The sequence below is a fragment of the Streptomyces endocoffeicus genome (assembly GCF_016741935.1).
Lineage (GTDB): Bacteria > Actinomycetota > Actinomycetes > Streptomycetales > Streptomycetaceae > Streptomyces > Streptomyces endocoffeicus.
Map to the genome: position 1 here is coordinate 1 of NZ_JAERRG010000028.1, position 20,211 is coordinate 20,211.

Consider the following 20,211-nt stretch of genomic DNA (forward strand, 5'->3'; position numbering starts at 1 on the left):
TCCCGGCCGTGGCACGGGATCCGGGAAACCAGTAGCGCGGGCCCCGGGAAACGCGCGGGTGGGTGCCGCTCCCGGGAGCGGCACCCACCTGTCGGCGGAGCTCAGTAGCGGTACTGCTCGTCGAAGCCCTGGGGGTAGCCCTGGTTCTGGCCCTGGTTCTGGCCCTGGTGCTGCTGCTGGTACGGGTACGCCTGCTGGTCAGCCGGGGGCGCGGCGTCGCCCTCGCGCTGCTGCGGCACCCAGGGCCCGCCGGACTGCGTCACGTCGTACGCCGGGTCCGGCGAGGCGTAGCCGGCCTCGGCCGCCCAGTGGTCGCCGCCGCCGTAGGAACCGCCGTACGGATCCTGCTGGCCGTAGGCCGCGTACTGGTCGGCGTACTGCTGCTGGCCGTACGCCTGCTGGTCGTAGGGCTGCTGGTCGTAGGGCTGGGCCTGGGGCTGGGCACCGCCGTACGGGTCCTGGCCGTAGGCCGCGTACGCCTCGTTCCCATAGCCGTACTGCCCGGCCTGGCCCATCTGGTCCGCGTAGACGTCCTGGCCGTAGTTGTGGCCCTGCCCCTGGCTGTGGTCCTGCTGCGCGCCGTAGCCGCCGTACGTCTCGTACGCGCTGTAGCCGTCCGCCGCCGGCTCGCTGTACGCGCCCGAGGCCGGGGTGAAGGGCGACGGCTCCTCGTAGACGCCGTACTCACCGGTGTCGTCGGGCATCGGCTGCGGCTGGTAGGTGGGCGGCTCCGGCTGGTAGCTGGGCGGCTCCGGCCGCGCCGACGGGACCGCCTCCAGGTCGGAGATCTCGAGGATGGGCTCCTTGTCCGCGTCGTCCGGCCGGATGCTCTTCCCCTCGCGCCCCAGCAGCCCCGGAAGCCCGCCGCTCAGCGCCCAGCCCGCGGCGAAACCGCGCCGGAAGGAGAGCGTCACATACGTCTGGCCGATGGCGAAGGCGATCGCGCCCGCCCCGATCACCGGAACCGACGGGATCAGCACACCGACGACCACACCCAGGAAGCCGACGAAGGCCAGCAGCCGCCAGCGGAGCCGCGCCTTGTACTGCAGGAGGACCTCTCCCAACAGCCATAGCGCGACGACGCCGAAAGCGATGTAGAGGACCGTCCAGCCCATGCCCGCCCCTCTCAATGCGGCCGCCCGTCGGCTGCCGTCATCAGGACCGCTGATGCAGTCCCAGATTCTCGTAGATTTCCAGCGTCGCCGTGGAGTGGTTCAGGGTAATGAAGTGCAGCCCGGGGATCTCCTCGGCCATCAACCGCGCGCACAGCTTCGTGGCGTAGTCGATCCCGATCGAGCGTACAGCCGCCGGGTCGTCCTTCACCGCCAGGATCCGCTCAGCCAGTTCGGGCGGGAACGCCGCATTGCTGAGCTGCGCGAACCGCTCGATCTGCTTGACGTTCGTGACCGGCATGATCTCAGGGATGATGGGTGTCGTACAGCCCGCTGCGGCGACCCGGTCGCGCAGCCGCAGATAGTCCTCGGGGTAGAAGAACATCTGCGTGATGGCGAAGTCGGCGCCCGCGCGGCATTTGTCGATGAAGTGACGGATGTCGGTGTCCCAGTCCGTCGAGCGGGGGTGCATCTCGGGGAACGCGGCCACGCCGACGCAGAAGTCGCCGGACTCCTTGATCAGCTGGACCAGATCGGCGGCGTAGTTGAGACCGTCGGGGTGCTGGACCCACTCCCCCATGGGATCGCCCGGCGGGTCGCCGCGCAGGGCCAGCATGTTCCGGATCCCGGCGCCGGCGTACTGCCCGATGATGTTGCGCAGCTGGGCCCGGGAGTGATTGACCGCGGTCAGATGGGCGACCGGGGTGAGCGTGGTGTCCGTCGCGATGCGCTCGGTGGCGCGCACGGTGCCCTCGCGGGAGGAACCGCCGGCTCCGTAGGTCACGGAGACGAAGGTGGGCGAGACGGCTTCCAGCCTGCGGATGGCGTTCCACAGCGTCTGCTCGCCCTTCGCCGTTTTGGGGGCGAAGAATTCGAAGGAATACGACTGCTCGCCCGACGCGAGCAGATCGCGCACGGTTCGGGCGCGATCGGTCCTGGTGGAAGCGGTGCCTAGGGCCATATGTGCAGGCTATCGACCCGGCCCGGCTACGCCCACCCGGCCTCGGAGATATGGGGGTTTTGCCAGCTTCCTGTCCGCAGTGCGGACAGTTCCGTACGCCTTCGACCGGCGGACGGGCCGGGCCGGATGAAAGGTGGGTGAAACCCCGGTGAAAAGCCGGGCCGGGTCGCGGGGCGGGCTCCGCCCCGGTCAGGCCGGGGTTCCACCCCGGTCGGGCCGCGGCCCGCCCTGGTCGGGCCCCGCCCTTGGTCGGGCCGCGCCCTCGTCAGGCCGCGCCCTGGTCAGGCTCTGCCCCGGTCAGACCGCCGCGCGGACCCGCTTCGCCAGCTCGGCCGTCGCCCCCGCCGGATCCTCGGCGGCCGTGATGGCCCGGACCACGACGACGCGGCGGGCACCCGCCTCCAGGACCTGATCCAGGTTGGAGGCGTCGATTCCGCCGATGGCGAACCAGGGCCGCTCCGTGCCCAGCCCGGCGGCGTAGCGCACCAGGGACAACCCCGGGGCGGGGCGGCCCGGCTTGGTGGGGGTGGGCCAGCAGGGGCCGGTGCAGAAATAGTCGACACCGGGTTGGACGGCCGCCGCGTCCACCTCCGCCTCCGCGTGGGTGGAGCGCCCGATCAGCACGCCCTCGCCGAGGATCGCGCGCGCCGCGGGCACCGGCAGATCGCCCTGGCCCAGATGGAGCACATCCGAGCCGATGGCATGCGCGACATCGGCCCGGTCGTTGACGGCCAGCAGCTTGCCGTGCCGACGGCAGGCGTCCGCGAAGACCTGGAGATACTCCAGCTCCTCGGCCGCCTCCAGCTCCTTCTCCCGCAGCTGGACGATGTCCACCCCCGCCCCCAGGACGGCGTCCAGGAACTCCGGCAGATCGCCCTGGCGCTTCCGGGCGTCCGTGCACAGATAGAGGCGGGCGTCGGCCAGCCGCTCGCGAGCGGTGGGGGTGGGGGTGGCGGTGGTGGACATGGGTTCCCCCGGAGGGTCGGGCGGCGTACGGGCCGTGCGTGGAGCCCGGCCCGTACGCCAGGTGCGATCAGGTGGCCATCAGGTGGAGATCAGGTGCGATGACGACGGCGGAGGCGCGAAGCCCGCGCGCATACGACCAGCCCTGTACACAGGCCTGTGCAGGTGCTGGGCGCTGACGCCGTCGGACGGCAACGGCGGCGGTTCAGACGGCGAGGGCCTGGGCGCGCCGCTTCACCTCCGTACCGCGGTTCTCGCTCAGCGCCCGCGCCGGGGTGCCGGGCAGGCTCGGGTCGGGAGTGAAGAGCCACTCCAGCATCTCTTCGTCACTGAAGCCGTCGTCCTTCAGAAGCGTCAAGGTCCCCACGAGGCCCTTGACGACCTTTCCGTCACCGATGAACTCCTCGGGCACCTGAAGGACCCTGTTCTCGCCACGGCGAACGGCGATCAGCTGGCCCTCCTTGATCAGCTGCCGGACGCGCGTCACCTCGGCCCCCAGCCGCTCGGCGACGTCGGGGAGGGTGAGCCAGGCAGGGACGAGAGCATCGATCTTTGCGTCAATCTCGGTCACGGAACAAGCCTGCCATCTGGGACTGACAGTGGGTAGCCGGGCGCCCGCCACGCGGCCCGCCCGCCCCGCCCCGGGCACCCCGGCGGACCGCCGATCGGCGGTCCGCCCGCCGGTCAGAGGACGGCCGACTTCAGCGGCACCGAGGGGTCCTCGGCCCGCGTCCGGTCCAGCCGGGCGCCGCGCTCGATCAGCTTGCGGCCCTGGGCCAGATCGCGCGGACGGCCGACGGCCAGCAGGGCGACCAGGGCGCCCTCGCGCAGCCAGCACACCGACCAGGCGGCACCGGCCGGATCGCCGCGCCAGACCAGCTCGTCGGCCTCCGAGTGGTGCCCGGCGTACTGCACGAAGCGCCCGAACTGCTCGGACCAGAAGTACGGCACCGGGTCGTAGACCACACCGGGGAAGTGGGCGGCCGTCCGGCTCCCCACCACATTGGCGGCGACGGTACGCGGCCCCTGGAGCGCGTTGTCCCAGTGGTGCACCAGCAGCCGCGTCCCGTAGCGGGCGGACGGGAAGGAGGCGCAGTCGCCGACCGCGTAGACGTCCGGCGCGGAGGTGCGCAGCCGGTCGTCGGCGACGACGGACCGGTCCTCGGCCAGCTCCACGCCCGAGCCCGCCAGCCAGTCCGTGGCCGGTCGGGCCCCGATCCCGACGACCACCGCGCCGGCGCGCAGCCGGGTGCCGTCGCCGAGCAGCAGCCCGCTCTCGTCGACCGAGGCCACCCGGGCGCCCGTGACCAGCCGGGCGCCGTAGTCCTCGTACCAGGCCGCCATGGGGGCCGCGACCTCGGCCGGGAGCGCGCCCGCCAGCGGCCGGTCCGCGGCCTCGACGACGGTCACGGCGCAGCCCGCCTCGCGCGCCGCCGTGGCGAACTCCGCGCCGATCCAGCCCGCCCCGACGACCGCGATCTCGCGCTGCCGGGCGAGCACCGGGCGCAGCCGCTCGGCGTCGTCCAGGGTGCGCAGCAGATGGACGCCGGGCTCTCCTTCGCCGCCCGGCAGCGGGATCGGCTCGGCTCCGGTGGCGATCACCAGGACGTCGTACGGGAGCTGGCCGGTCGCGGTCTCGACGAGCCGCTTGTCCGGGCGCAGGCCGGTGACCTGGACGCCGAGGCGCAGGCCGATGCCGAGCCCGGCGTAGTCCACGTCGAGCGTCGAGCCCTCGGCCTTTCCGAGCAGTACGGCCTTGGACAGCGGGGGCCGGTCGTAGGGCTGGTGGGGTTCCGCGCCCAGAAGGACGATCTCGCCGGTCCAGCCCTGTTCGCGCAGCGCGACGGCGGTTTGCACCCCCGCCATGCCCGCGCCGACGATCACCACGCGCTGTCCGGCGCCGTTCGAGGACGGCTTCGTCGTCGTCTCATCGCTCACACGATCACTGTATTGCGGCTGGTGGGGCGGACTGGAGAGCGGCGTACGAGAGGTCGGACACAGAGCGGGGGGCCGGACGGGGGTGCGAGGGGGTGGGAGGGGGTGGGAGGGGGTGGGAGGGGGCCGGACGGAGGGTGCGGGCTGGGGGCGCCTCCGGCGGTGGGCCCCCACCCCGCCCCTCCCCGAAACGAAGGGGCCGCGCCCCCTCGGCCCCCGCCGGGGCTCCGCCCCGGACCCCGCTCCTGAGCCGGAGGAGCTGGTTCGGCTGGTGTACGGCCGGTCTTTCGGGCGATTCGGGGCGCGTACTAGGGTGGCGGGACAGAGCACTCGCGGGAGCCCGGGCGGACCGGGCTGAGAGGGAGGCTGGAACGGCCTCCGACCGTACGAACCTGATCCGGGTCATGCCGGCGAAGGGAGGGGCAGCGTGTCCACGCACGCACCAGGTCTCGACGACGGACCTCACACCTCAGGCGGGCCGCCACCCGGCGGACGCTACGACGCCCTCGTCATCGGGGGCGGCATCATCGGGCTGGTCACGGCCTGGCGGGCGGCCCAGCGGGGGCTGCGTACCGCGCTCGTCGACCCCGCGCCCGGCGGCGGGGCCGCCTGGGTCGCGGCCGGGATGCTGGCGGCCGTCACCGAGCTGCACTACGGCGAGCAGACCCTGCTCGGCCTCAACATGGCCTCCGCGCGCCGCTATCCGGACTTCGTGGCCGAGCTGCAAGAGGCGAGCGGCCAGGACGTGGGCCATCGGGCGTGCGGCACGCTCGCCGTCGCGTTCGACGCCGACGACCGCGCCCATCTGCGCGAGCTCCACACCTTCCAGCAGGGGCTCGGACTGGAGTCCGAGTGGCTGACGGGGCGTGAATGCCGCCGTCTGGAACCGATGCTCTCGCCGGGCGTACACGGCGGGCTGCGTGTCGCCGGTGACCACCAGGTGGATCCGCGGCGGCTCACGGCGGCGCTGCTCACCGCGTGCGAGCGGGCCGGGGTCGCCTTCCACCGCGACCGCGCGGAACGGCTGCTGCTGGCCGGCGACCGCGCCACCGGAGTCGAGCTGACGGGGGGCGTACGGCTGGCCGCCGAGCGGACCGTACTGGCCGCCGGAAGCCTCAGCGGACGGCTCGCGGGCGTTCCTGAGGACGTCCTGCCGCCCGTACGGCCCGTCAAGGGGCAGGTGGTGCGGCTGTCGGTGCCCGAGCGGTACGCGCCGTTCCTCTCCCGGACCGTACGGGCCGTGGTGCGCGGCGGGCCGGTCTACCTGGTGCCGCGCGAGAACGGCGAGCTGGTCATCGGCGCGACCAGCGAGGAGCTGGGCTGGGACACCACGGTCACCGCGGGCGGGGTGTACGAACTGCTGCGGGACGCCCATGAGGTGGTGCCCGGCATCACCGAACTGCCGCTGGTGGAGACGTGCGCCGGGCTCCGCCCCGGCTCCCCCGACAACGCCCCGATGCTCGGCCCGACCGCGCTGCCGGGGCTGTCGCTGGCCACCGGCCACTTCCGCAACGGCGTACTCCTCACCCCGATCACCGGCGATGTCATGGCCGAGTCCCTGGCCGGCGGAGAACTCCCCCCGGAGGCCCAGCCGTTCACCCCCCAGCGCTTCACGGCCCGCTCGGCGACTCCCTCTCCCGGTGCCCCCGGCGCCGCGCACTCCCCAGCACAGGAGCAGCACATATGACCGTCTCCGTCAACGGCGAGCCTCGCGAGGTGCCCGAGGGCACCACGCTCGACCGGCTCGTCGCGACCCTCACCCAGGCGCCCTCGGGTGTCGCCGCCGCCGTCAACGAGACGGTTGTCCCGCGCACCCAGTGGTCCGCGACCTCGCTCGGCGACGGTGATCGTGTCGAGGTCCTCACCGCGGTCCAAGGAGGCTGATCCCACCCATGGCTCCGACCACGACCACCACGAATGCCGTGACCACCGCGAACACCGAAGCCGCCACCAGTGTTTACGGCGCCGCCGACCGCGCGTCGCTCGCCGCGCCCGACCCGCTCACCATCGCCGGGACCGACTTCGGCTCCCGGCTGATCATGGGCACGGGCGGCGCGCCCAGCCTGGAAATCCTGGAGCGTTCGCTGCTGGCCTCCGGCACCGAGCTGACGACCGTCGCGATGCGGCGGCTCGACCCCACGGTGCAGGGGTCGGTGCTCTCCGTGCTGAACCGGCACGGGATCCGCCCGCTGCCCAACACCGCCGGGTGTTTCACCGCCGGTGAGGCCGTGCTCACCGCCCGCCTCGCCCGGGAGGCCCTGGGCACGGACTGGGTGAAGCTGGAGGTGGTCGCCGACGAGCGCACTCTGCTCCCCGATCCGATTGAGCTGCTGGACGCCGCCGAGATCCTGGTGGACGACGGGTTCACGGTCCTGCCGTACACCAACGACGATCCGATCCTGGCCCGGAAGCTGGAGGACGTCGGCTGCGCCGCGATCATGCCGCTCGGCTCGCCGATCGGCTCCGGGCTCGGCATCCGCAATCCGCACAACTTCCAGCTGATCACCGAGCGGGCCACCGTGCCGGTGATCCTGGACGCGGGCGCGGGCACGGCGTCGGACGCCGCGCTGGCCATGGAGCTGGGGTGTGCGGCGGTCATGCTCGCCTCGGCCGTCACCCGGGCCCAGGAGCCGGAGCTGATGGCGGGGGCGATGCGGTACGCGGTGGAGGCGGGGCGGCTGGCCCACCGGGCGGGCCGGATCCCGCGCCGCCACTTCGCCGAGGCGTCGAGCCCGGCCGAGGGCCTGGCCGCGCTGGATCCCGAGCGCCCGGCCTTCGGCTAGCGCGCGTTCGTCGGATGACGGATCTTGACGCCTGCGGCGGGCTGTTCCCCTCCCCGCCCCTTCCCACAACTGGGGCTCCGCCCCAGACCCCGGGGGTCCAGGGGCTGCGAAGCCCCTGCCACGCGCCGGACGCCCCCTGGGCCCTGAGCCTTCGGCCAGGCCCCGGCCCTCGGCCGGCCGGTGTCCGGGCCCCGCGGGGCCCGTGTCCGGCGGGGCCATGTACGGCGGAGCCGTGTCCCGCAGGGCCGTGTCCCGCAGGGCCATCTACGGCGGGGCCTTGCCAGGGCCCGGCAGAGCCGGTCTCCAGGCCCGGCGGAGCCCGCGTCCAGGTCCGGCGAGGCCCGTGCCAGGCCCGGCAGAGCCCGCGCCCAAGCCCGGCGGAGCCCGTGCCCAGGCCCGGCAGAGCCCGCATCCAGGCCCGGCGAGGCCCATGCCCAGGCCCGGCAGGGCCGGTCTCCAGGCCCCGGCGGGCCGTGCCCAGGCCCGGCGAGGCCCGCGTCCAGGCCCGGCAAAGCCCGTGCCAAGTCCGGCGGAGCCCGTGCCCAGGCCCGGCAGGGCCGGTCTCCAGGCCCGGCGAGGCCCGTGCCAGGCCCGGCGGAGCCCGCATCCAGACCCGGCAAAGCCCGCGCCCAGGCCCGGCGGGCCCATGCCCAGGCCCGGCGGGCCCATGCCCAGGCCCGGCGGGCCCATGCCCAGGCCCGGCAGAGCCGGTCTCCAGGCCCCGGGCGGGGCCGTGCCCAGGCCCGCCGGAGCCCGTGCCCAGGCCCCCCGGGCCCTACCGTGGAGGGAGGGAGCAGCCCACAGCCCGGAGGTGGTCGCCGTGACCGTGACCGTGGACGACCGGATCGAGCGCGAGGTGTACGTACCGGCGCCGATCGACCGGGTGTGGCGGGTGCTGACGACGCCCGAGCACATTCGCGCCTGGTACGCGCCCGGCGGCTGCGAGATCGATCCGCACCCCGGCGGGCGGCTCCAGTTCCGCTGGGATGAGCACGGAGAGTTCCACGGCCTGGTCGAGCGGGCGGTCCCGGACACCCTCTTCCGCTTCCGGCTGGCCCTGGAGCCCGATCACGCCCCCTCGGACCCCGGCGAAGCCACCCTCGTGGAGTTCGCGCTCTCGCCCGAGGGGCGGGGCACCCGGCTGCGGTTCGCGGAGAGCGGTATCCGGGCCCTGGCCGTCCCCGACGACGCCAAGGCCAAGCACGCCGAGTACGCCACGCTGTCCTGGACCTCCGCGCTGGAGGAGCTGGCCGCGATCGCCGCCGCGTCGCACAACTGACCCGCCGGTGTCACCGTTCCGCTGCAGTGCCCGCCCCACCTGGGGCAGGCGGTCCTGGCCGATATCGGCGCCTCGTAGACTTCCCCCGTGGATACGACCCTCCAGGACCCCCTCGTCGGGCAGGAGCTCGACGGCCGCTACCGCGTCGAGGCGCGCATCGCCGTTGGCGGGATGGCGACGGTCTACCGGGCCGTCGACACCCGGCTGGACCGTGTGCTCGCGCTGAAGGTGATGCATCAGAGCCTCGCCTCCGACGCCGCCTTCGTCGAACGTTTCATCCGGGAGGCGAAGTCCGTCGCGAGACTCGCGCACGCCAATGTGGTCGCCGTCTACGACCAGGGAGCGGACGGCGGCCATGTCTATCTGGCCATGGAGTACGTCTCCGGCTGCACCCTGCGCGATGTGCTCCGCGCCCGCGGGGCCCTGCATCCGCGCGCCGCGCTGGACATCCTGGAGCCGGTGCTGGCCGCACTCGGGGCGGCCCACCGCGCCGGTTTCGTCCACCGCGACATGAAGCCCGAGAACGTGCTGATCGGGGACGACGGCCGGGTCAAGGTCGCCGACTTCGGCCTGGTCCGGGCGGTGGACACCAACACCAGCGCCTCCACCGGCAGCGTCCTCGGCACCGTCTCGTACCTCGCGCCCGAGCAGATCGAGCACGGCACGGCCGACACCCGCGCCGATGTCTACGCCTGCGGTGTGGTGCTGTACGAGATGCTGACCGGCGCCAAGCCGCACGGCGGCAGCACCCCGGCGCAGGTCCTCTATCAGCATCTGAACGAGGACGTCCCGGCGCCCTCCGCCCTCGCCCCCGGGGTCGCCCCGGAGCTGGACGCGCTGGTGGCCTCGGCCACCGCGCGCGCCGTCGAGGCGCGCCCCGCGGACGCCGTCGCGCTGCTGAGCACGACCCGCGCGGTGCGGGCCGTGCTGACCGACGACCAGTTGGACGCGGTGCCGCCGCAGGCCAAGGAGGACCACTCGGCCGGGTCCGAGAACCGTACGGCGGTGATTCCGCGCCCGTCGGCGGCCGCCGACGACCAGGACCAGCTCAACCACACCAGCCGTCTGGAGCTGCCCCCGGAACCGCTCCGGCAGGAGGGGCACCGCCGGGGCGGCCGCGGCGGCCGGGGCGGCCGGGGCCCGTTGCCGCGCCGCGGGATCGTGACGATCGCCGCCGCGGTGCTGCTGGCGATCGCCCTCGGCATCGGGGTCTGGTACATCAGCGTCGGCCAGTTCACCGAGGTCCCGCCGGTGCTGCGGAAGACCCAGGCGGAGGCCGAGAAGAAGCTGCACGGCGCGGGTCTCGATGTGAAGGTCGTCAACGAGTTCAGCGATGTCATCCCCAAGGGGAAGGTGATCGGCTCCAAGCCCGGCCCGGGCGAGCGCGTCCGCGACACCGGCACCGTGACCATCCGGGTCTCCCAGGGGCGTCCGCGGGCCGAGGTGCCCAATGTGGTGGGCATGCCGCTCGCCGAGGCCAAGCGGAAGATCGCGGACCAGGGGCTGACGGTCGGCAAGGTCACCGGCCGCTTCAGCAGTGAGACGGCCCAGGGCTCGGTCCTCTCCACCAGCCCGGCCCCCGACTCCGTGCGCCGCCCCGAGACTCCCGTCTCGATCGTGGTCAGCAAGGGCCAGCCGGTCGGCGTCCCGGACGTGGTGGGCGATTCGGTCGACGAGGCCCGGTCCACGCTGGAGGACGAGGGCTTCAAGGTGAAGATCGCCGACGAGCAGGTGTTCTCGGAGGAGGACAAGGGCTCGGTCGCCGAGCAGTCCCCGTCGACGGACGACGAGGCCGCCAAGGGCGACACGGTGACCCTGACGGTCTCCAAGGGCGTGCAGATGGTCGAGGTGCCGGACGTCACGGGGAAGAACGTGGACGACGCCAAGGCGGAGCTGGAGGACGCCGGGTTCAAGGTGAACGTCGAGAAGGCGCTGCTGTTCCCCGGGGACCAGGTGCAGGACCAGTCGGTGAAGGGCGGCGACGAAGCGCCCAAGGGCAGCACGATCACCATCAGGACCAAGGGCGGCGTGTTCTAGAGGGCTCGGGGACGGATGGCGGCGGCCGGACGGCCGCCGCCATCCATCCCCGGCCGCTCATCCGGCGCGCCACCTGTCCGGCCGCTCATCCGGCGAACGCCACCTGTCCGGCCGCTCATCCGAAGCTGACCCGCTCCAGCCAGAAGCAGCTGGGTCTGTACGACGATCTCGGAGCAGCGACGGTCAAAGCTCAGCAGAGTCATGTACGTCACAGTAGGGGCGCCCGCCGACAGCGGATCCCGGCCCGGGGGGCATGACCTCGCCGAGGGGCGACAACGCGGGCCCTTCGCACCTGGGACCCTTGATGACGTGAGTACGCATCGCATCCGCAACCCCATCGGTGGCCATATCCGGGTGGCCGGCGGCCTGGCCACCGTCGGTCTGGCGCACGCCGCCGACATCGGCGCCGAGACCGTCCAGGTCTTCGTCGCCAATCCGCGCGGCTGGGCCACTCCGGCCGGTACGCCCGCCCAGGACGAGGCGTTCCGCGCCGGCTGCGCCGAGCGGTCGATACCGGTGTACGTCCACGCCCCCTACTTGATCAACTTCGGTTCGCACACCGAGGCCACGGCCGAACGCTCCGTGGAGTCCCTGCGCCATTCGCTCCGCCGCGGCCGGGAGATCGGCGCGCTCGGCGTGGTCGTCCACACCGGCTCGGCGACCGGGGGACGCCCGCGTGCCACCGCGATCGCGCAGGTACGGGAGCGGGTGCTGCCGCTGCTGGACGAGCTGACCCGGGACGACGACCCCTGGCTGCTGCTGGAGCCGACCGCCGGGCAGGGCACCTCGCTGTGCGCGCTGGTGGAGGATCTGGGCCCGTATGTCGAGGCGCTGGACCGGCATCCCCGGCTGGGGGTCTGCCTGGACACCTGCCATGTGTTCGCGGCTGGCCATGACCTCGCCGCCCCGGGCGGTGTGAAGCAGACGCTGGACGAGCTGGTGGCCGTCGCCGGTGCGGGGCGGCTCAGGCTGATCCACGCCAATGACTCCAAGGACGTGGTCGGCGCCCACAAGGACCGGCACGCGAACATCGGCGCCGGGCACATCGGGGCGGAGCCGTTCCGCGAGCTGTTCACCCACCCCGCGACCGACGGCGTGCCGCTGGTGATCGAGACGCCGGGCGGTACGGAGGGGCATGCGGCGGATGTGGCCCGGCTGAAGGAGCTGCGCACCAATTGAGGAATACCCCTAGGGGGTATAGCGTTGACGCTGGCCGACGAAACCGCGATCAACGCTGGGGGTACGACGGACATGCGACAGCATGAGCACACACAGAGCGGACCTCATGAGCACCATGACCACCAGGCCCATGGGCACCAAGACCATGGGCACCAGGAGCACCATGGGGGCGCTACGAGCTGGTCGATGGCAGCCCAGGCCACCCTGCACTGCCTGACCGGCTGCGCCATCGGCGAGGTCGTGGGCATGGCCATCGGTACGGCCCTGGCCTGGCACAACGTCCCGACCATGATCCTGGCGATCGTGCTCGCCTTCGTCTTCGGCTACTCCCTGACGATGCGGGGCGTGCTGCGGGCCGGGCTCGATATGCGCAGCGCGCTGCGGGTGGCGCTGGCGGCCGACACCGTATCGATCACCATCATGGAGCTGGCCGACAACGCGACGATCGTCGTCTTCCCCGGCGCGATGGACGCGACGCTGTCGGACGTTCTCTTCTGGCTCAGCCTGGCCCTGTCGTTCGTGGTGGCGTTCCTGGTCACCACGCCGGTCAACAAGTGGATGATCGGGCGGGGCAAGGGGCATGCGGTGGTCCACCAGTACCACTGACCGCGCGAGGCGGCCCAGCCGAACGCCGCTACGCGGCGGCCCGGACTAGAGCTCCGGGCCGTCGCCCGGCACCTCCTGGTAGGAGTAGCGCTTCTCCGTCCAGGGGTCGCCGATGTTGTGGTAGCCGCGCTCCTCCCAGAAGCCGCGGCGGTCGGCGGTCATGTACTCCACCCCGCGCACCCATTTCGGGCCCTTCCAGGCGTACAGATGAGGCACCACCAGCCGCACCGGAAAGCCGTGCTCGGCGGTGAGCAGTTCGCCGTCCTTGTGGGTGGCGAAAATCGTGGTCTCCGCCATGAAGTCCGACAGCCGCAGATTCGAGCTGAACCCGTATTCGGCCCACACCATCACATGGGTGACATCGGGCGCCGGCGGTGCGAGCTTCGCGATCTCCAGCGAGGAAACCCCGCCCCATTCGGCGTCGAGCATGCTGAATTTGGTGACGCAGTGCAGATCGGCCACGACCGTCGAGTACGGCAACGCCGAGAACTCCTCATGCGTCCAGCAGTGTTTTTCGCCGTCCGCCGTGGCGCCGAAGACCCGGAACTCCCACCGGTCCGGCTTGAACTTGGGGACCGGTCCATAGTGCGTAACCGGCCAACCGCGCTGCAGTCGCTGCCCAGGAGGCAGCTTCGCGAGCTCCCCCTCGCGGCTTTCCGACTGACCCATGGGCTCCATGGTCTCAGACCGCCGGGGGTGGTCGTGACCAGGGCATCGAGGACGGGCACAACTCGTACTAAGCGTGCACTTACTGGACGCCCCAACAGGCGCGGTGCGACGATGCGCGGAACCTGCCGTTCCCGATCGGATTGGAAGGAGCCCCTCCGATGCAGGGTGACCCCGAGGTCCTCGAGTTCCTCAACGAGCAGCTGACCGGCGAGCTGACCGCGATCAATCAGTACTTTCTGCACTCAAAGATGCAGGACCACTTTGGCTGGACTCGGCTTGCCAAATACACCCGGTCGGAGTCTTTCGACGAGATGAAGCATGCGGAGATCCTCACCGACCGCATCCTTCTTCTGGATGGGCTGCCCAATTACCAGCGGCTCTTCCATGTCCGGGTGGGCCAGACGCTGACCGAGATGTTCCAGGCCGACCGGCAGGTGGAGATCGAGGCGATCGACCGCCTCAAGCGGGGCATCGAGCTGATGCGGTCCAAGGCGGACATCACCTCGGCGAATCTCTTCGAGTACATCCTCGCCGACGAGGAACTCCACATCGACTATCTCGACACTCAGCTGGAGCTGATCGAGAAACTCGGTGAGCCCCTCTACATCGCCCAGCAGATCGAGCAGCCCAGCGACAACGGCGACAACTACTCCGGGAGCGGCAAGGGCCACTGAGCCCGCGGCGGCATAACTCGCGGCGACCGAGCCGGTCCGCAGGTCCGCAGGTCCTCCGGTCAGGCCGCCTCGGCCGCCGTCGGCTCCGGGAGGGAAGCGGCGGCGGATGCCGTCGTCGCGGCCGTCGCCAGGACGACCGGGTCCAGCGCCTCGCGCCGGGGGCACGCACCGCGGCCCAGCAGCGCCTGGATCTTCCGCACGCACGATCCGCAGTCCGTGCCCGCCTTGCAGGCACCGGCGATCTGGCGTGGGGTGCACGCGCCCGTTTCCGCGTGCTGACGCACCTGCTGCTCGGTGATCCCGAAGCATGAGCAGACGTACACGGGCTCTCCAGCGGTGGCGTCGACGATGGCATTGATCAGTGAGGTAACCCTTACCTTACCTGTCGCGCCGGACCCCCACAACGCACAGCGGGCGCGGATCCATGTGATCCGCGCCCCACCTGCGTCTTTATGATCTCTACTGGCCGGGCTCTACGGCCAAGCCCTACTGACCGGGCTCTACTGGTCCCGGTACATCTCAGCCACCAGGAACGCCAGGTCCAGCGACTGGCTGCGGTTGAGCCGCGGGTCGCACGCCGTCTCGTAGCGCTGGTGCAGATCGTCGACGAAGATCTCGTCGCCGCCGCCCACGCACTCCGTGACATCGTCGCCGGTCAGCTCCACATGGATACCGCCCGGATGGGTGCCGAGCTCCTTGTGGACCTCGAAGAAGCCCTTGACCTCGTCCAGCACATCGTCGAAGCGGCGGGTCTTGTGCCCGGACGCCGCCTCGAAGGTGTTGCCGTGCATCGGGTCGCAGACCCAGACGACCTGCGCACCGGAGGCGGTCACCTTCTCCACCAGGTTGGGCAGCTTGTCGCGGATCTTGTCCGCGCCCATCCGGGTGATGAAGGTCAGCCGGCCCGGCTCGCGGTCCGGGTCGATCCGCTCGATCAGCGACAGCGCCTCTTCCGGCGTGGTCGTCGGGCCCAGCTTCACGCCCACCGGGTTGCGGACCTTGGAGGCGAACTCGATATGCGCCCCGTCCAGCTGCCGGGTGCGCTCGCCGATCCAGACCATGTGCCCGGAGACGTCGTACAGCTCACCGGTGCGCGAGTCGGTGCGGGTCATCGCCGTCTCGTAGTCCAGGACCAGCGCCTCGTGCGAGGAGAAGAACTCGACGGTCTTGAACTCCTCCGGGTCCACCCCGCACGCGTTCATGAAGGACAGCGCCCGGTCGATCTCGCGCGCCAGCGCCTCGTAGCGCTGGCCCGAGGGCGAGGACTTCACGAAGTCCTGGTTCCAGGCGTGCACCTGCCGCAGGTCCGCGTAGCCACCGGTGGTGAAGGCGCGCACCAGGTTCAGCGTCGAGGCCGACGCCTGGTACATCCGCTTCAGCCGCTGCGGGTCCGGGATCCGCGCCTCGGGGGTGAATTCGAATCCGTTGACGGAGTCGCCACGGTAGGTGGGCAGGGTCACCCCGTCCCGGGTCTCGGTCGGCTTGGAGCGCGGCTTGCTGTACTGCCCGGCGATCCGGCCCACCTTCACCACCGGGACGGACCCGGCGTAGGTCAGCACGGCGCCCATCTGGAGGAGCGTCTTGAGCTTGCTGCGGATCTGGTCGGCGCTCACGCCGTCGAATGCCTCGGCGCAGTCACCGCCCTGGAGCAGAAACGCCTCGCCCCGCGCCACGGCCCCCAGGCGGTGCCGCAGCGCGTCGCACTCGCCCGCGAAGACGAGCGGCGGATAGGACTCAAGCTCAGCGATCACATCGCGCAGAGCCGCTCGGTCCGGCCAGTCGGGCTGCTGCGCCGCGGGAAGAGACTGCCAGGTGTGGCCACCGGCGTGGGTTTCAGCGTTCACGGTCACCCGCACAAGGTTACGGGGTCTCCACGGCCGTCCAGCCCGCTTTCCACGGTGTGAGACACCGCCCCTCACGCCGTGCACTCACCCCGACCCATCCGAAAACATCGGCTCGGCCGCCGAGACCGGCCGACTCCGGCCCTCGATACCCCTCCCGCCGCTTAGTCTTGCCCCATGAGTGCCGAGCCGCTGCCCGACTGGGTGATCCCGCCGCCTGGCGGCTTCACCGCCGAGGATCTTCTGCGGCTGCCCGGACTTCCTCCGCACACCGAGCTCATCGACGGAAGCCTCGTCTTGGTGAGCCCGCAGCAAAAATGGCACAGCCGGGTGATCAATCTGCTGGTCAGGGAGCTGGACCAGCAGGCCCCGGACGGTCTGCGGGCCGATCGTGAGATGACCGTGCGCCTCGCCAAGCGCCAGGCTCCCGAGCCGGACGTCATCGTGGTGACCCGTGAGGCGTACGAGCGCGACGAGCCGTCCACGTTCTACCTGCCGGAAGACGTCGCGCTGGCCGTCGAGGCCGTGTCGCCGGACTCCGAGGAGCGGGACCGCGACACCAAGCCACGGAAGTACGCGAAGGCCGGCATCCGCCACTACTGGCGGGTGGAGAACGACGAGGGCCGCACCGTCGTCTACACCTACGAGCGCGACCCGGCCACGGAGTGCTTCTCCCTGACCGGAATCCACCATGACAAGCTCGCGATCACGGTGCCCTTCACGGTGGACATCGACCTCACCACCATCGGCAAGCGCTCCACCTGACCCAGTGCCCATCACTGGGGTACAGTCCGTTCCATGTTCGCGCGACTGACCATGACCTGGTGGTGGACCGCTCATCCGGCGGCCCGCTGAATCGCGCACTCCCAAGATCTCGCGAAGGCCGCCCGAGGGGCGGCCTTCGGCGTTTCCGCGGGTCGTTCCTCATTCCGGAAGGAATCACCCGCCATGCAGAACCCGCACGCTCAGGCCGTCGTCGCACGGCTGCTCTCCGACGACGCGCCGCCCTTCGCCCTGCTGCACCGCCGCACCCCGGGCCGGGCGCCCGACACCGTCGAGGTGCTGCTCGGCCCGGTCGACGAGGTGGAGCGGCTGACCGACATCCCGCTGCCGACCGGAACCCCGCGGGACGGCGCCCCGGTGGCGGACGCCCTCGCGCTCGTGCCGTTCCGGCAGATCCACGAGCGCGGGTTCGAGGTGCGCGACGACGGGACGCCGCTGGCCGTGCTGCGCCCGGAGGAGAGCTATGAGCTGCCGCTCGCCGAGGCGCTGGAGGCGCTCCCGGGGCATCCGGTGCGGGTCGAGGACGGGGCGTTCGACGTGGCCGACGACGCGTACGCGGAGATCGTGAGCCGGGTCATCGAGGACGAGATCGGCACCGGCGAGGGTGCCAACTTCGTCATCCGGCGGACGTTCCGGGGCGAGATCCCGGGGTTCGGGAGTACCGACGCGCTCGCGCTCTTCCGGCGGCTGCTGGCCGGGGAGCGGGGCGCCTACTGGACGTATGTGGTGCGGCTGGCGGACGGCCGGACGCTGGTGGGGGCCAGCCCCGAGGTCCATGTGCGGATGTGGGGCGGGAGGGGCGAGCGCGAAGCGCTCTCGTTTGAGGGTGGTGGTGGGCGACGGGCGGGCGGCACCGTCGTGATGAACCCGATCAGCGGGACGTACCGCTACCCCGAGGGCGGGCCGAGCGCCGAGGGGCTGCTGGAGTTCTTGCACGACCGCAAGGAGGTGGAGGAGCTGTCCATGGTCGTGGACGAGGAGCTGAAGATGATGTGCACCGTCGGCGACATGGGCGGGACGGTGATCGGGCCCCGGCTCAAGGAGATGGCGCACCTCGCGCACACCGAGTACGAGCTGCGCGGCCGCTCCTCGCTCGACGTCCGGGAGGTGCTCCGCGAGACGATGTTCGCGGCGACCGTCACCGGCTCCCCGGTGCAGAACGCGTGCCGGGTGATCGAGCGGTACGAGCCCGGTGGCCGCGGCTACTACGCGGGGGCGCTCGCGCTGATCGGCCGGGACGGCGGCGGCGCCCAGACCCTGGACTCGCCGATCCTGATCCGCACCGCCGACATCGACGCCGGGGGATCGCTGAAGGTAGCCGTCGGTGCCACGCTGGTCCGCCACTCGGAGCCGCGCGGCGAAGTGGCCGAGACGCATGCGAAGGCGGCCGGGGTGCTGACCGCGCTGGGCGTGCGGCCCGCGCCCGTACGGCCCGGGTCGGAGGGCCCGCGGCCGCGGCTCACGGACGATCCGCGGGTACGGGCGGCGCTGGACGCGCGGCGGGCGGACCTGGCGCCGTTCTGGCTGCGGATGCAAGCCCCCGAGGAGCCCCGGATCGGGGGGCTGTCCGGGCATGCCCTGGTGATCGACGCCGAGGACACGTTCACCGCGATGCTCGCGCATCTGCTGCGCACCTCGGGGCTGACCGTGACCGTGCGGCGGTACGACGAGCCGGGGGTGCGGGAGGCGGCACTGGCGCATCGGGGGCCCGTGGTGCTCGGCCCCGGCCCTGGCGACCCGAACGACGCGGCCGACCCGAAGATGCGGTTCCTGCGGGCGCTGGCCGCCGAGCTGGTGGCCGGGCACCGGCACGGGCTGCTGGGGGTGTGCCTGGGGAACGAGCTGATCGCGGCCGAGCTGGGGCTGGAGATCGTGCGCAAGGACGTGCCGTTCCAGGGCGCCCAGGAGCGGATCGACTTCTTCGGGCGCGAGGAGACCGTCGGCTTCTACAACACCTTCACGGCGCGCTGCGACGAGGCGGCGGAGACGGAGCTGGCGATGCACCGCGTGGAGCTGAGCCGGGACCGGGCGACCGGCGATGTGCACGCGCTGCGCGGGCCGGGCTTCGCCGGGGTGCAGTTCCACCCGGAGTCGGTGCTGTCGCGGGACGGGGCGGCGCTGGTGGCGGAGCTGCTGGCGGCCGTACTGGTCTGAAGAACAGGCCCGGAGCACGGCGTGACGATGGGCCGGACGCGACTTCCGCGCCCGGCCCATCGCCGTACTGCACCCAGACGGCCTCAGCCGAAGAAGACCTCGGCCTCGGCGTAGAGCGAGGGATCGACCGTCTTGATCCGTGCGGTCGCCTCGGCAAGCGGTACCCGGATGATGTCGGTGCCGCGCAGCGCGACCATCTTTCCGAAGTCCTCGTCCCGGACCGCGTCGATGGCGTGCAGCCCGAAGCGGGTGGCGAGCCAGCGGTCGAAGGCGCTGGGCGTGCCCCCGCGCTGGACATGGCCGAGGACGGTGGTGCGGGCCTCCTTACCGGTGCGCTTCTCGATCTCCTTGGCCAGCCACTCGCCGACCCCGGAGAGCCGGACATGGCCGAAGGAGTCCAGCGTGTCGTCCTTGAGGACGGCGTCGCCGTCCCTGGGCATCGCGCCCTCGGCGATGACCACGATCGGGGCGTAGCGGATCTTGAAGCGGGATTCGACCCAGGCGCAGACCTGGTCGACATCGAAGCGCTGTTCAGGGAGGAGGATGACATTGGCGCCGCCGGCGAGCCCCGAGTGCAGGGCGATCCACCCGGCGTGACGGCCCATCACCTCGACGACGAGCACTCGCATATGCGATTCGGCGGTGGTGTGGAGCCGGTCGATGGCCTCGGTGGCGATGTTGACGGCGGTGTCGAAGCCGAAGGTGTAGTCGGTGGCGGACAGATCGTTGTCGATGGTCTTGGGGACGCCGACACAGCGGAGGCCGTAGTCGCCGGAGAGCCGGGCGGCGACGCCGAGGGTGTCCTCGCCGCCGATCGCGATCAGCGCGTCGACCTCCTGCTTGACCAGGTTCTCCTTGACCCGGCGGATGCCGTCCTCGCTCTTGAGGGGGTTGGTGCGGGAGGAACCGAGGATGGTGCCGCCGCGTGGCAGGATGCCGCGCACCGCGCGGATGTCGAGGGGAACGGTGTCGTTCTCGAGAGGGCCGCGCCAGCCGTCCCGGAAGCCGATGAAGTCATAGCCGTATTCCTGTACGCCCTTGCGCACGACGGCGCGGATGACCGCGTTGAGCCCGGGGCAGTCACCGCCGCCGGTCAGCACTCCGACCCGCATCGTTTCTTCCCTTCTCCCGTGGAATCCCGTGATTGGGCCCGGTACGGAGAGCCACGCTAACGGTGATCCAGGTCACACGGGATGGGGCGTCGGACGATTCCCGTGCGGATCAAGGGAGTTGGT

Annotated in this window: 20 protein-coding genes and 1 riboswitch; of the genes, 11 read left to right on the top strand and 9 right to left on the bottom strand. The window is 71.7% G+C overall.

The annotated features are described in order from the left end of the window. Positions 1 to 101: 101 nt before the first annotated feature. The 5 genes from JK364_RS42935 to JK364_RS42955 all read right to left on the bottom strand — a co-directional run bounded on the left by JK364_RS42935 (position 102) and on the right by JK364_RS42955 (position 4,974). Entirely contained in the window at positions 102 to 1,115 is a 1,014-nt protein-coding gene (locus JK364_RS42935; RefSeq protein WP_201856880.1) for a hypothetical protein, read from the bottom strand. 40 nt (positions 1,116 to 1,155) lie between these two features. Continuing rightward, a complete protein-coding gene (metF, locus tag JK364_RS42940) occupies positions 1,156 to 2,073 on the bottom strand; it encodes a methylenetetrahydrofolate reductase [NAD(P)H] (protein ID WP_201856881.1) in 918 nt (305 codons plus the stop codon). Between the two features lie 297 nt (positions 2,074 to 2,370). Further along, positions 2,371 to 3,039 (bottom strand): thiamine phosphate synthase, encoded by a 669-nt coding sequence (thiE, locus tag JK364_RS42945; protein WP_201856882.1) that lies wholly within the window; start codon positions 3,037 to 3,039, stop codon positions 2,371 to 2,373. 202 nt (positions 3,040 to 3,241) lie between these two features. Continuing rightward, positions 3,242 to 3,607, bottom strand: a complete 366-nt coding sequence (locus JK364_RS42950) for an Rv2175c family DNA-binding protein (RefSeq protein WP_201856883.1) — start codon at positions 3,605 to 3,607, stop codon at positions 3,242 to 3,244. Positions 3,608 to 3,720: 113 nt separating this feature from the next. Beyond that, a complete protein-coding gene (locus tag JK364_RS42955; RefSeq protein ID WP_201856884.1) occupies positions 3,721 to 4,974 on the bottom strand; it encodes an NAD(P)/FAD-dependent oxidoreductase in 1,254 nt (417 codons plus the stop codon). 319 nt (positions 4,975 to 5,293) lie between these two features. Further along, positions 5,294 to 5,407: riboswitch (TPP riboswitch) on the top strand. Positions 5,408 to 5,482: 75 nt separating this feature from the next. Between JK364_RS42955 and thiO the strand changes: the two genes are divergently transcribed. The 7 genes from thiO (at position 5,483) to JK364_RS42990 (ending at position 12,855) form a co-directional block, all read left to right on the top strand. After that, positions 5,483 to 6,658, top strand: coding sequence for a glycine oxidase ThiO (thiO, locus tag JK364_RS42960; protein WP_201856969.1), 1,176 nt, complete (start codon positions 5,483 to 5,485; stop codon positions 6,656 to 6,658). Then, on the top strand, positions 6,655 to 6,855 hold the full coding sequence (thiS, locus tag JK364_RS42965) for a sulfur carrier protein ThiS (protein ID WP_020872049.1): 201 nt from the start codon (positions 6,655 to 6,657) through the stop codon (positions 6,853 to 6,855). The genes thiO and thiS overlap by 4 nt, the downstream gene beginning before the upstream one ends. Before the next feature lie 8 nt (positions 6,856 to 6,863). Beyond that, on the top strand, positions 6,864 to 7,754 hold the full coding sequence (locus tag JK364_RS42970) for a thiazole synthase (RefSeq protein ID WP_269146379.1): 891 nt from the start codon (positions 6,864 to 6,866) through the stop codon (positions 7,752 to 7,754). Between the two features lie 820 nt (positions 7,755 to 8,574). Continuing rightward, the gene (locus JK364_RS57255; protein WP_201856885.1) at positions 8,575 to 9,033 is read left to right on the top strand and encodes an SRPBCC domain-containing protein; all 459 of its coding nucleotides are present in this window, start codon (positions 8,575 to 8,577) and stop codon (positions 9,031 to 9,033) included. Positions 9,034 to 9,120: 87 nt separating this feature from the next. After that, positions 9,121 to 11,070: a Stk1 family PASTA domain-containing Ser/Thr kinase gene (gene pknB, locus JK364_RS42980; protein ID WP_201856886.1), complete on the top strand. Its 1,950-nt coding sequence runs from the start codon at positions 9,121 to 9,123 to the stop codon at positions 11,068 to 11,070. Between the two features lie 309 nt (positions 11,071 to 11,379). Then, positions 11,380 to 12,249, top strand: a complete 870-nt coding sequence (locus JK364_RS42985) for a deoxyribonuclease IV (RefSeq protein WP_201856887.1) — start codon at positions 11,380 to 11,382, stop codon at positions 12,247 to 12,249. Positions 12,250 to 12,321: 72 nt separating this feature from the next. Further along, positions 12,322 to 12,855 (top strand): DUF4396 domain-containing protein, encoded by a 534-nt coding sequence (locus JK364_RS42990; protein ID WP_201856888.1) that lies wholly within the window; start codon positions 12,322 to 12,324, stop codon positions 12,853 to 12,855. Positions 12,856 to 12,900: 45 nt separating this feature from the next. Here JK364_RS42990 and JK364_RS42995 read toward each other — a convergent pair whose 3' ends face one another. Then, positions 12,901 to 13,524: a sulfite oxidase-like oxidoreductase gene (locus JK364_RS42995; protein ID WP_201856889.1), complete on the bottom strand. Its 624-nt coding sequence runs from the start codon at positions 13,522 to 13,524 to the stop codon at positions 12,901 to 12,903. A 158-nt stretch (positions 13,525 to 13,682) separates the two neighbouring features. On the opposite strand from JK364_RS42995, the gene bfr reads away from it, so the two are divergent. Then, on the top strand, positions 13,683 to 14,198 hold the full coding sequence (gene bfr, locus JK364_RS43000; RefSeq protein WP_138911075.1) for a bacterioferritin: 516 nt from the start codon (positions 13,683 to 13,685) through the stop codon (positions 14,196 to 14,198). A gap of 59 nt (positions 14,199 to 14,257) precedes the next feature. On the opposite strand, the gene JK364_RS43005 is transcribed toward bfr, so the two are convergent. Further along, a complete protein-coding gene (locus tag JK364_RS43005; RefSeq protein ID WP_201856890.1) occupies positions 14,258 to 14,521 on the bottom strand; it encodes a (2Fe-2S)-binding protein in 264 nt (87 codons plus the stop codon). 177 nt (positions 14,522 to 14,698) lie between these two features. After that, complete coding sequence (locus JK364_RS43010) at positions 14,699 to 16,048, bottom strand: class II 3-deoxy-7-phosphoheptulonate synthase (RefSeq protein WP_201856891.1); 1,350 nt, start codon at positions 16,046 to 16,048, stop codon at positions 14,699 to 14,701. 168 nt (positions 16,049 to 16,216) lie between these two features. Here JK364_RS43010 and JK364_RS43015 point away from each other — a divergent pair, with 168 nt between their 5' ends. The 3 genes from JK364_RS43015 (at position 16,217) to JK364_RS43025 (ending at position 18,976) form a co-directional block, all read left to right on the top strand. Next, positions 16,217 to 16,804, top strand: a complete 588-nt coding sequence (locus JK364_RS43015; protein WP_201856892.1) for a Uma2 family endonuclease — start codon at positions 16,217 to 16,219, stop codon at positions 16,802 to 16,804. Between the two features lie 33 nt (positions 16,805 to 16,837). After that, positions 16,838 to 16,894: a trp operon leader peptide gene (locus tag JK364_RS58215; protein WP_107119202.1), complete on the top strand. Its 57-nt coding sequence runs from the start codon at positions 16,838 to 16,840 to the stop codon at positions 16,892 to 16,894. Positions 16,895 to 16,987: 93 nt separating this feature from the next. Then, positions 16,988 to 18,976 (top strand): anthranilate synthase family protein, encoded by a 1,989-nt coding sequence (locus JK364_RS43025; protein WP_201856893.1) that lies wholly within the window; start codon positions 16,988 to 16,990, stop codon positions 18,974 to 18,976. Positions 18,977 to 19,059: 83 nt separating this feature from the next. On the opposite strand, the gene JK364_RS43030 is transcribed toward JK364_RS43025, so the two are convergent. After that, positions 19,060 to 20,088, bottom strand: a complete 1,029-nt coding sequence (locus JK364_RS43030) for a 6-phosphofructokinase (RefSeq protein WP_201856894.1) — start codon at positions 20,086 to 20,088, stop codon at positions 19,060 to 19,062. Positions 20,089 to 20,211 lie beyond the last annotated feature (123 nt).

What these genes read in the sequence shown, in the direction of transcription:
- JK364_RS42935 (WP_201856880.1), bottom strand. Translation starts at nt 1,115, where the DNA reads ATGGGCTGGACGGTCCTCTACATCGCTTTCGGCGTCGTCGCGCTATGG.
- metF (WP_201856881.1), bottom strand. Translation starts at nt 2,073, where the DNA reads ATGGCCCTAGGCACCGCTTCCACCAGGACCGATCGCGCCCGAACCGTG.
- thiE (WP_201856882.1), bottom strand. Translation starts at nt 3,039, where the DNA reads ATGTCCACCACCGCCACCCCCACCCCCACCGCTCGCGAGCGGCTGGCC.
- thiS (WP_020872049.1), top strand. Translation starts at nt 6,655, where the DNA reads ATGACCGTCTCCGTCAACGGCGAGCCTCGCGAGGTGCCCGAGGGCACC.
- JK364_RS42970 (WP_269146379.1), top strand. Translation starts at nt 6,864, where the DNA reads ATGGCTCCGACCACGACCACCACGAATGCCGTGACCACCGCGAACACC.
- JK364_RS42990 (WP_201856888.1), top strand. Translation starts at nt 12,322, where the DNA reads ATGCGACAGCATGAGCACACACAGAGCGGACCTCATGAGCACCATGAC.
- JK364_RS42995 (WP_201856889.1), bottom strand. Translation starts at nt 13,524, where the DNA reads ATGGGTCAGTCGGAAAGCCGCGAGGGGGAGCTCGCGAAGCTGCCTCCT.
- bfr (WP_138911075.1), top strand. Translation starts at nt 13,683, where the DNA reads ATGCAGGGTGACCCCGAGGTCCTCGAGTTCCTCAACGAGCAGCTGACC.
- JK364_RS43015 (WP_201856892.1), top strand. Translation starts at nt 16,217, where the DNA reads ATGAGTGCCGAGCCGCTGCCCGACTGGGTGATCCCGCCGCCTGGCGGC.
- JK364_RS43025 (WP_201856893.1), top strand. Translation starts at nt 16,988, where the DNA reads ATGCAGAACCCGCACGCTCAGGCCGTCGTCGCACGGCTGCTCTCCGAC.
- JK364_RS43030 (WP_201856894.1), bottom strand. Translation starts at nt 20,088, where the DNA reads ATGCGGGTCGGAGTGCTGACCGGCGGCGGTGACTGCCCCGGGCTCAAC.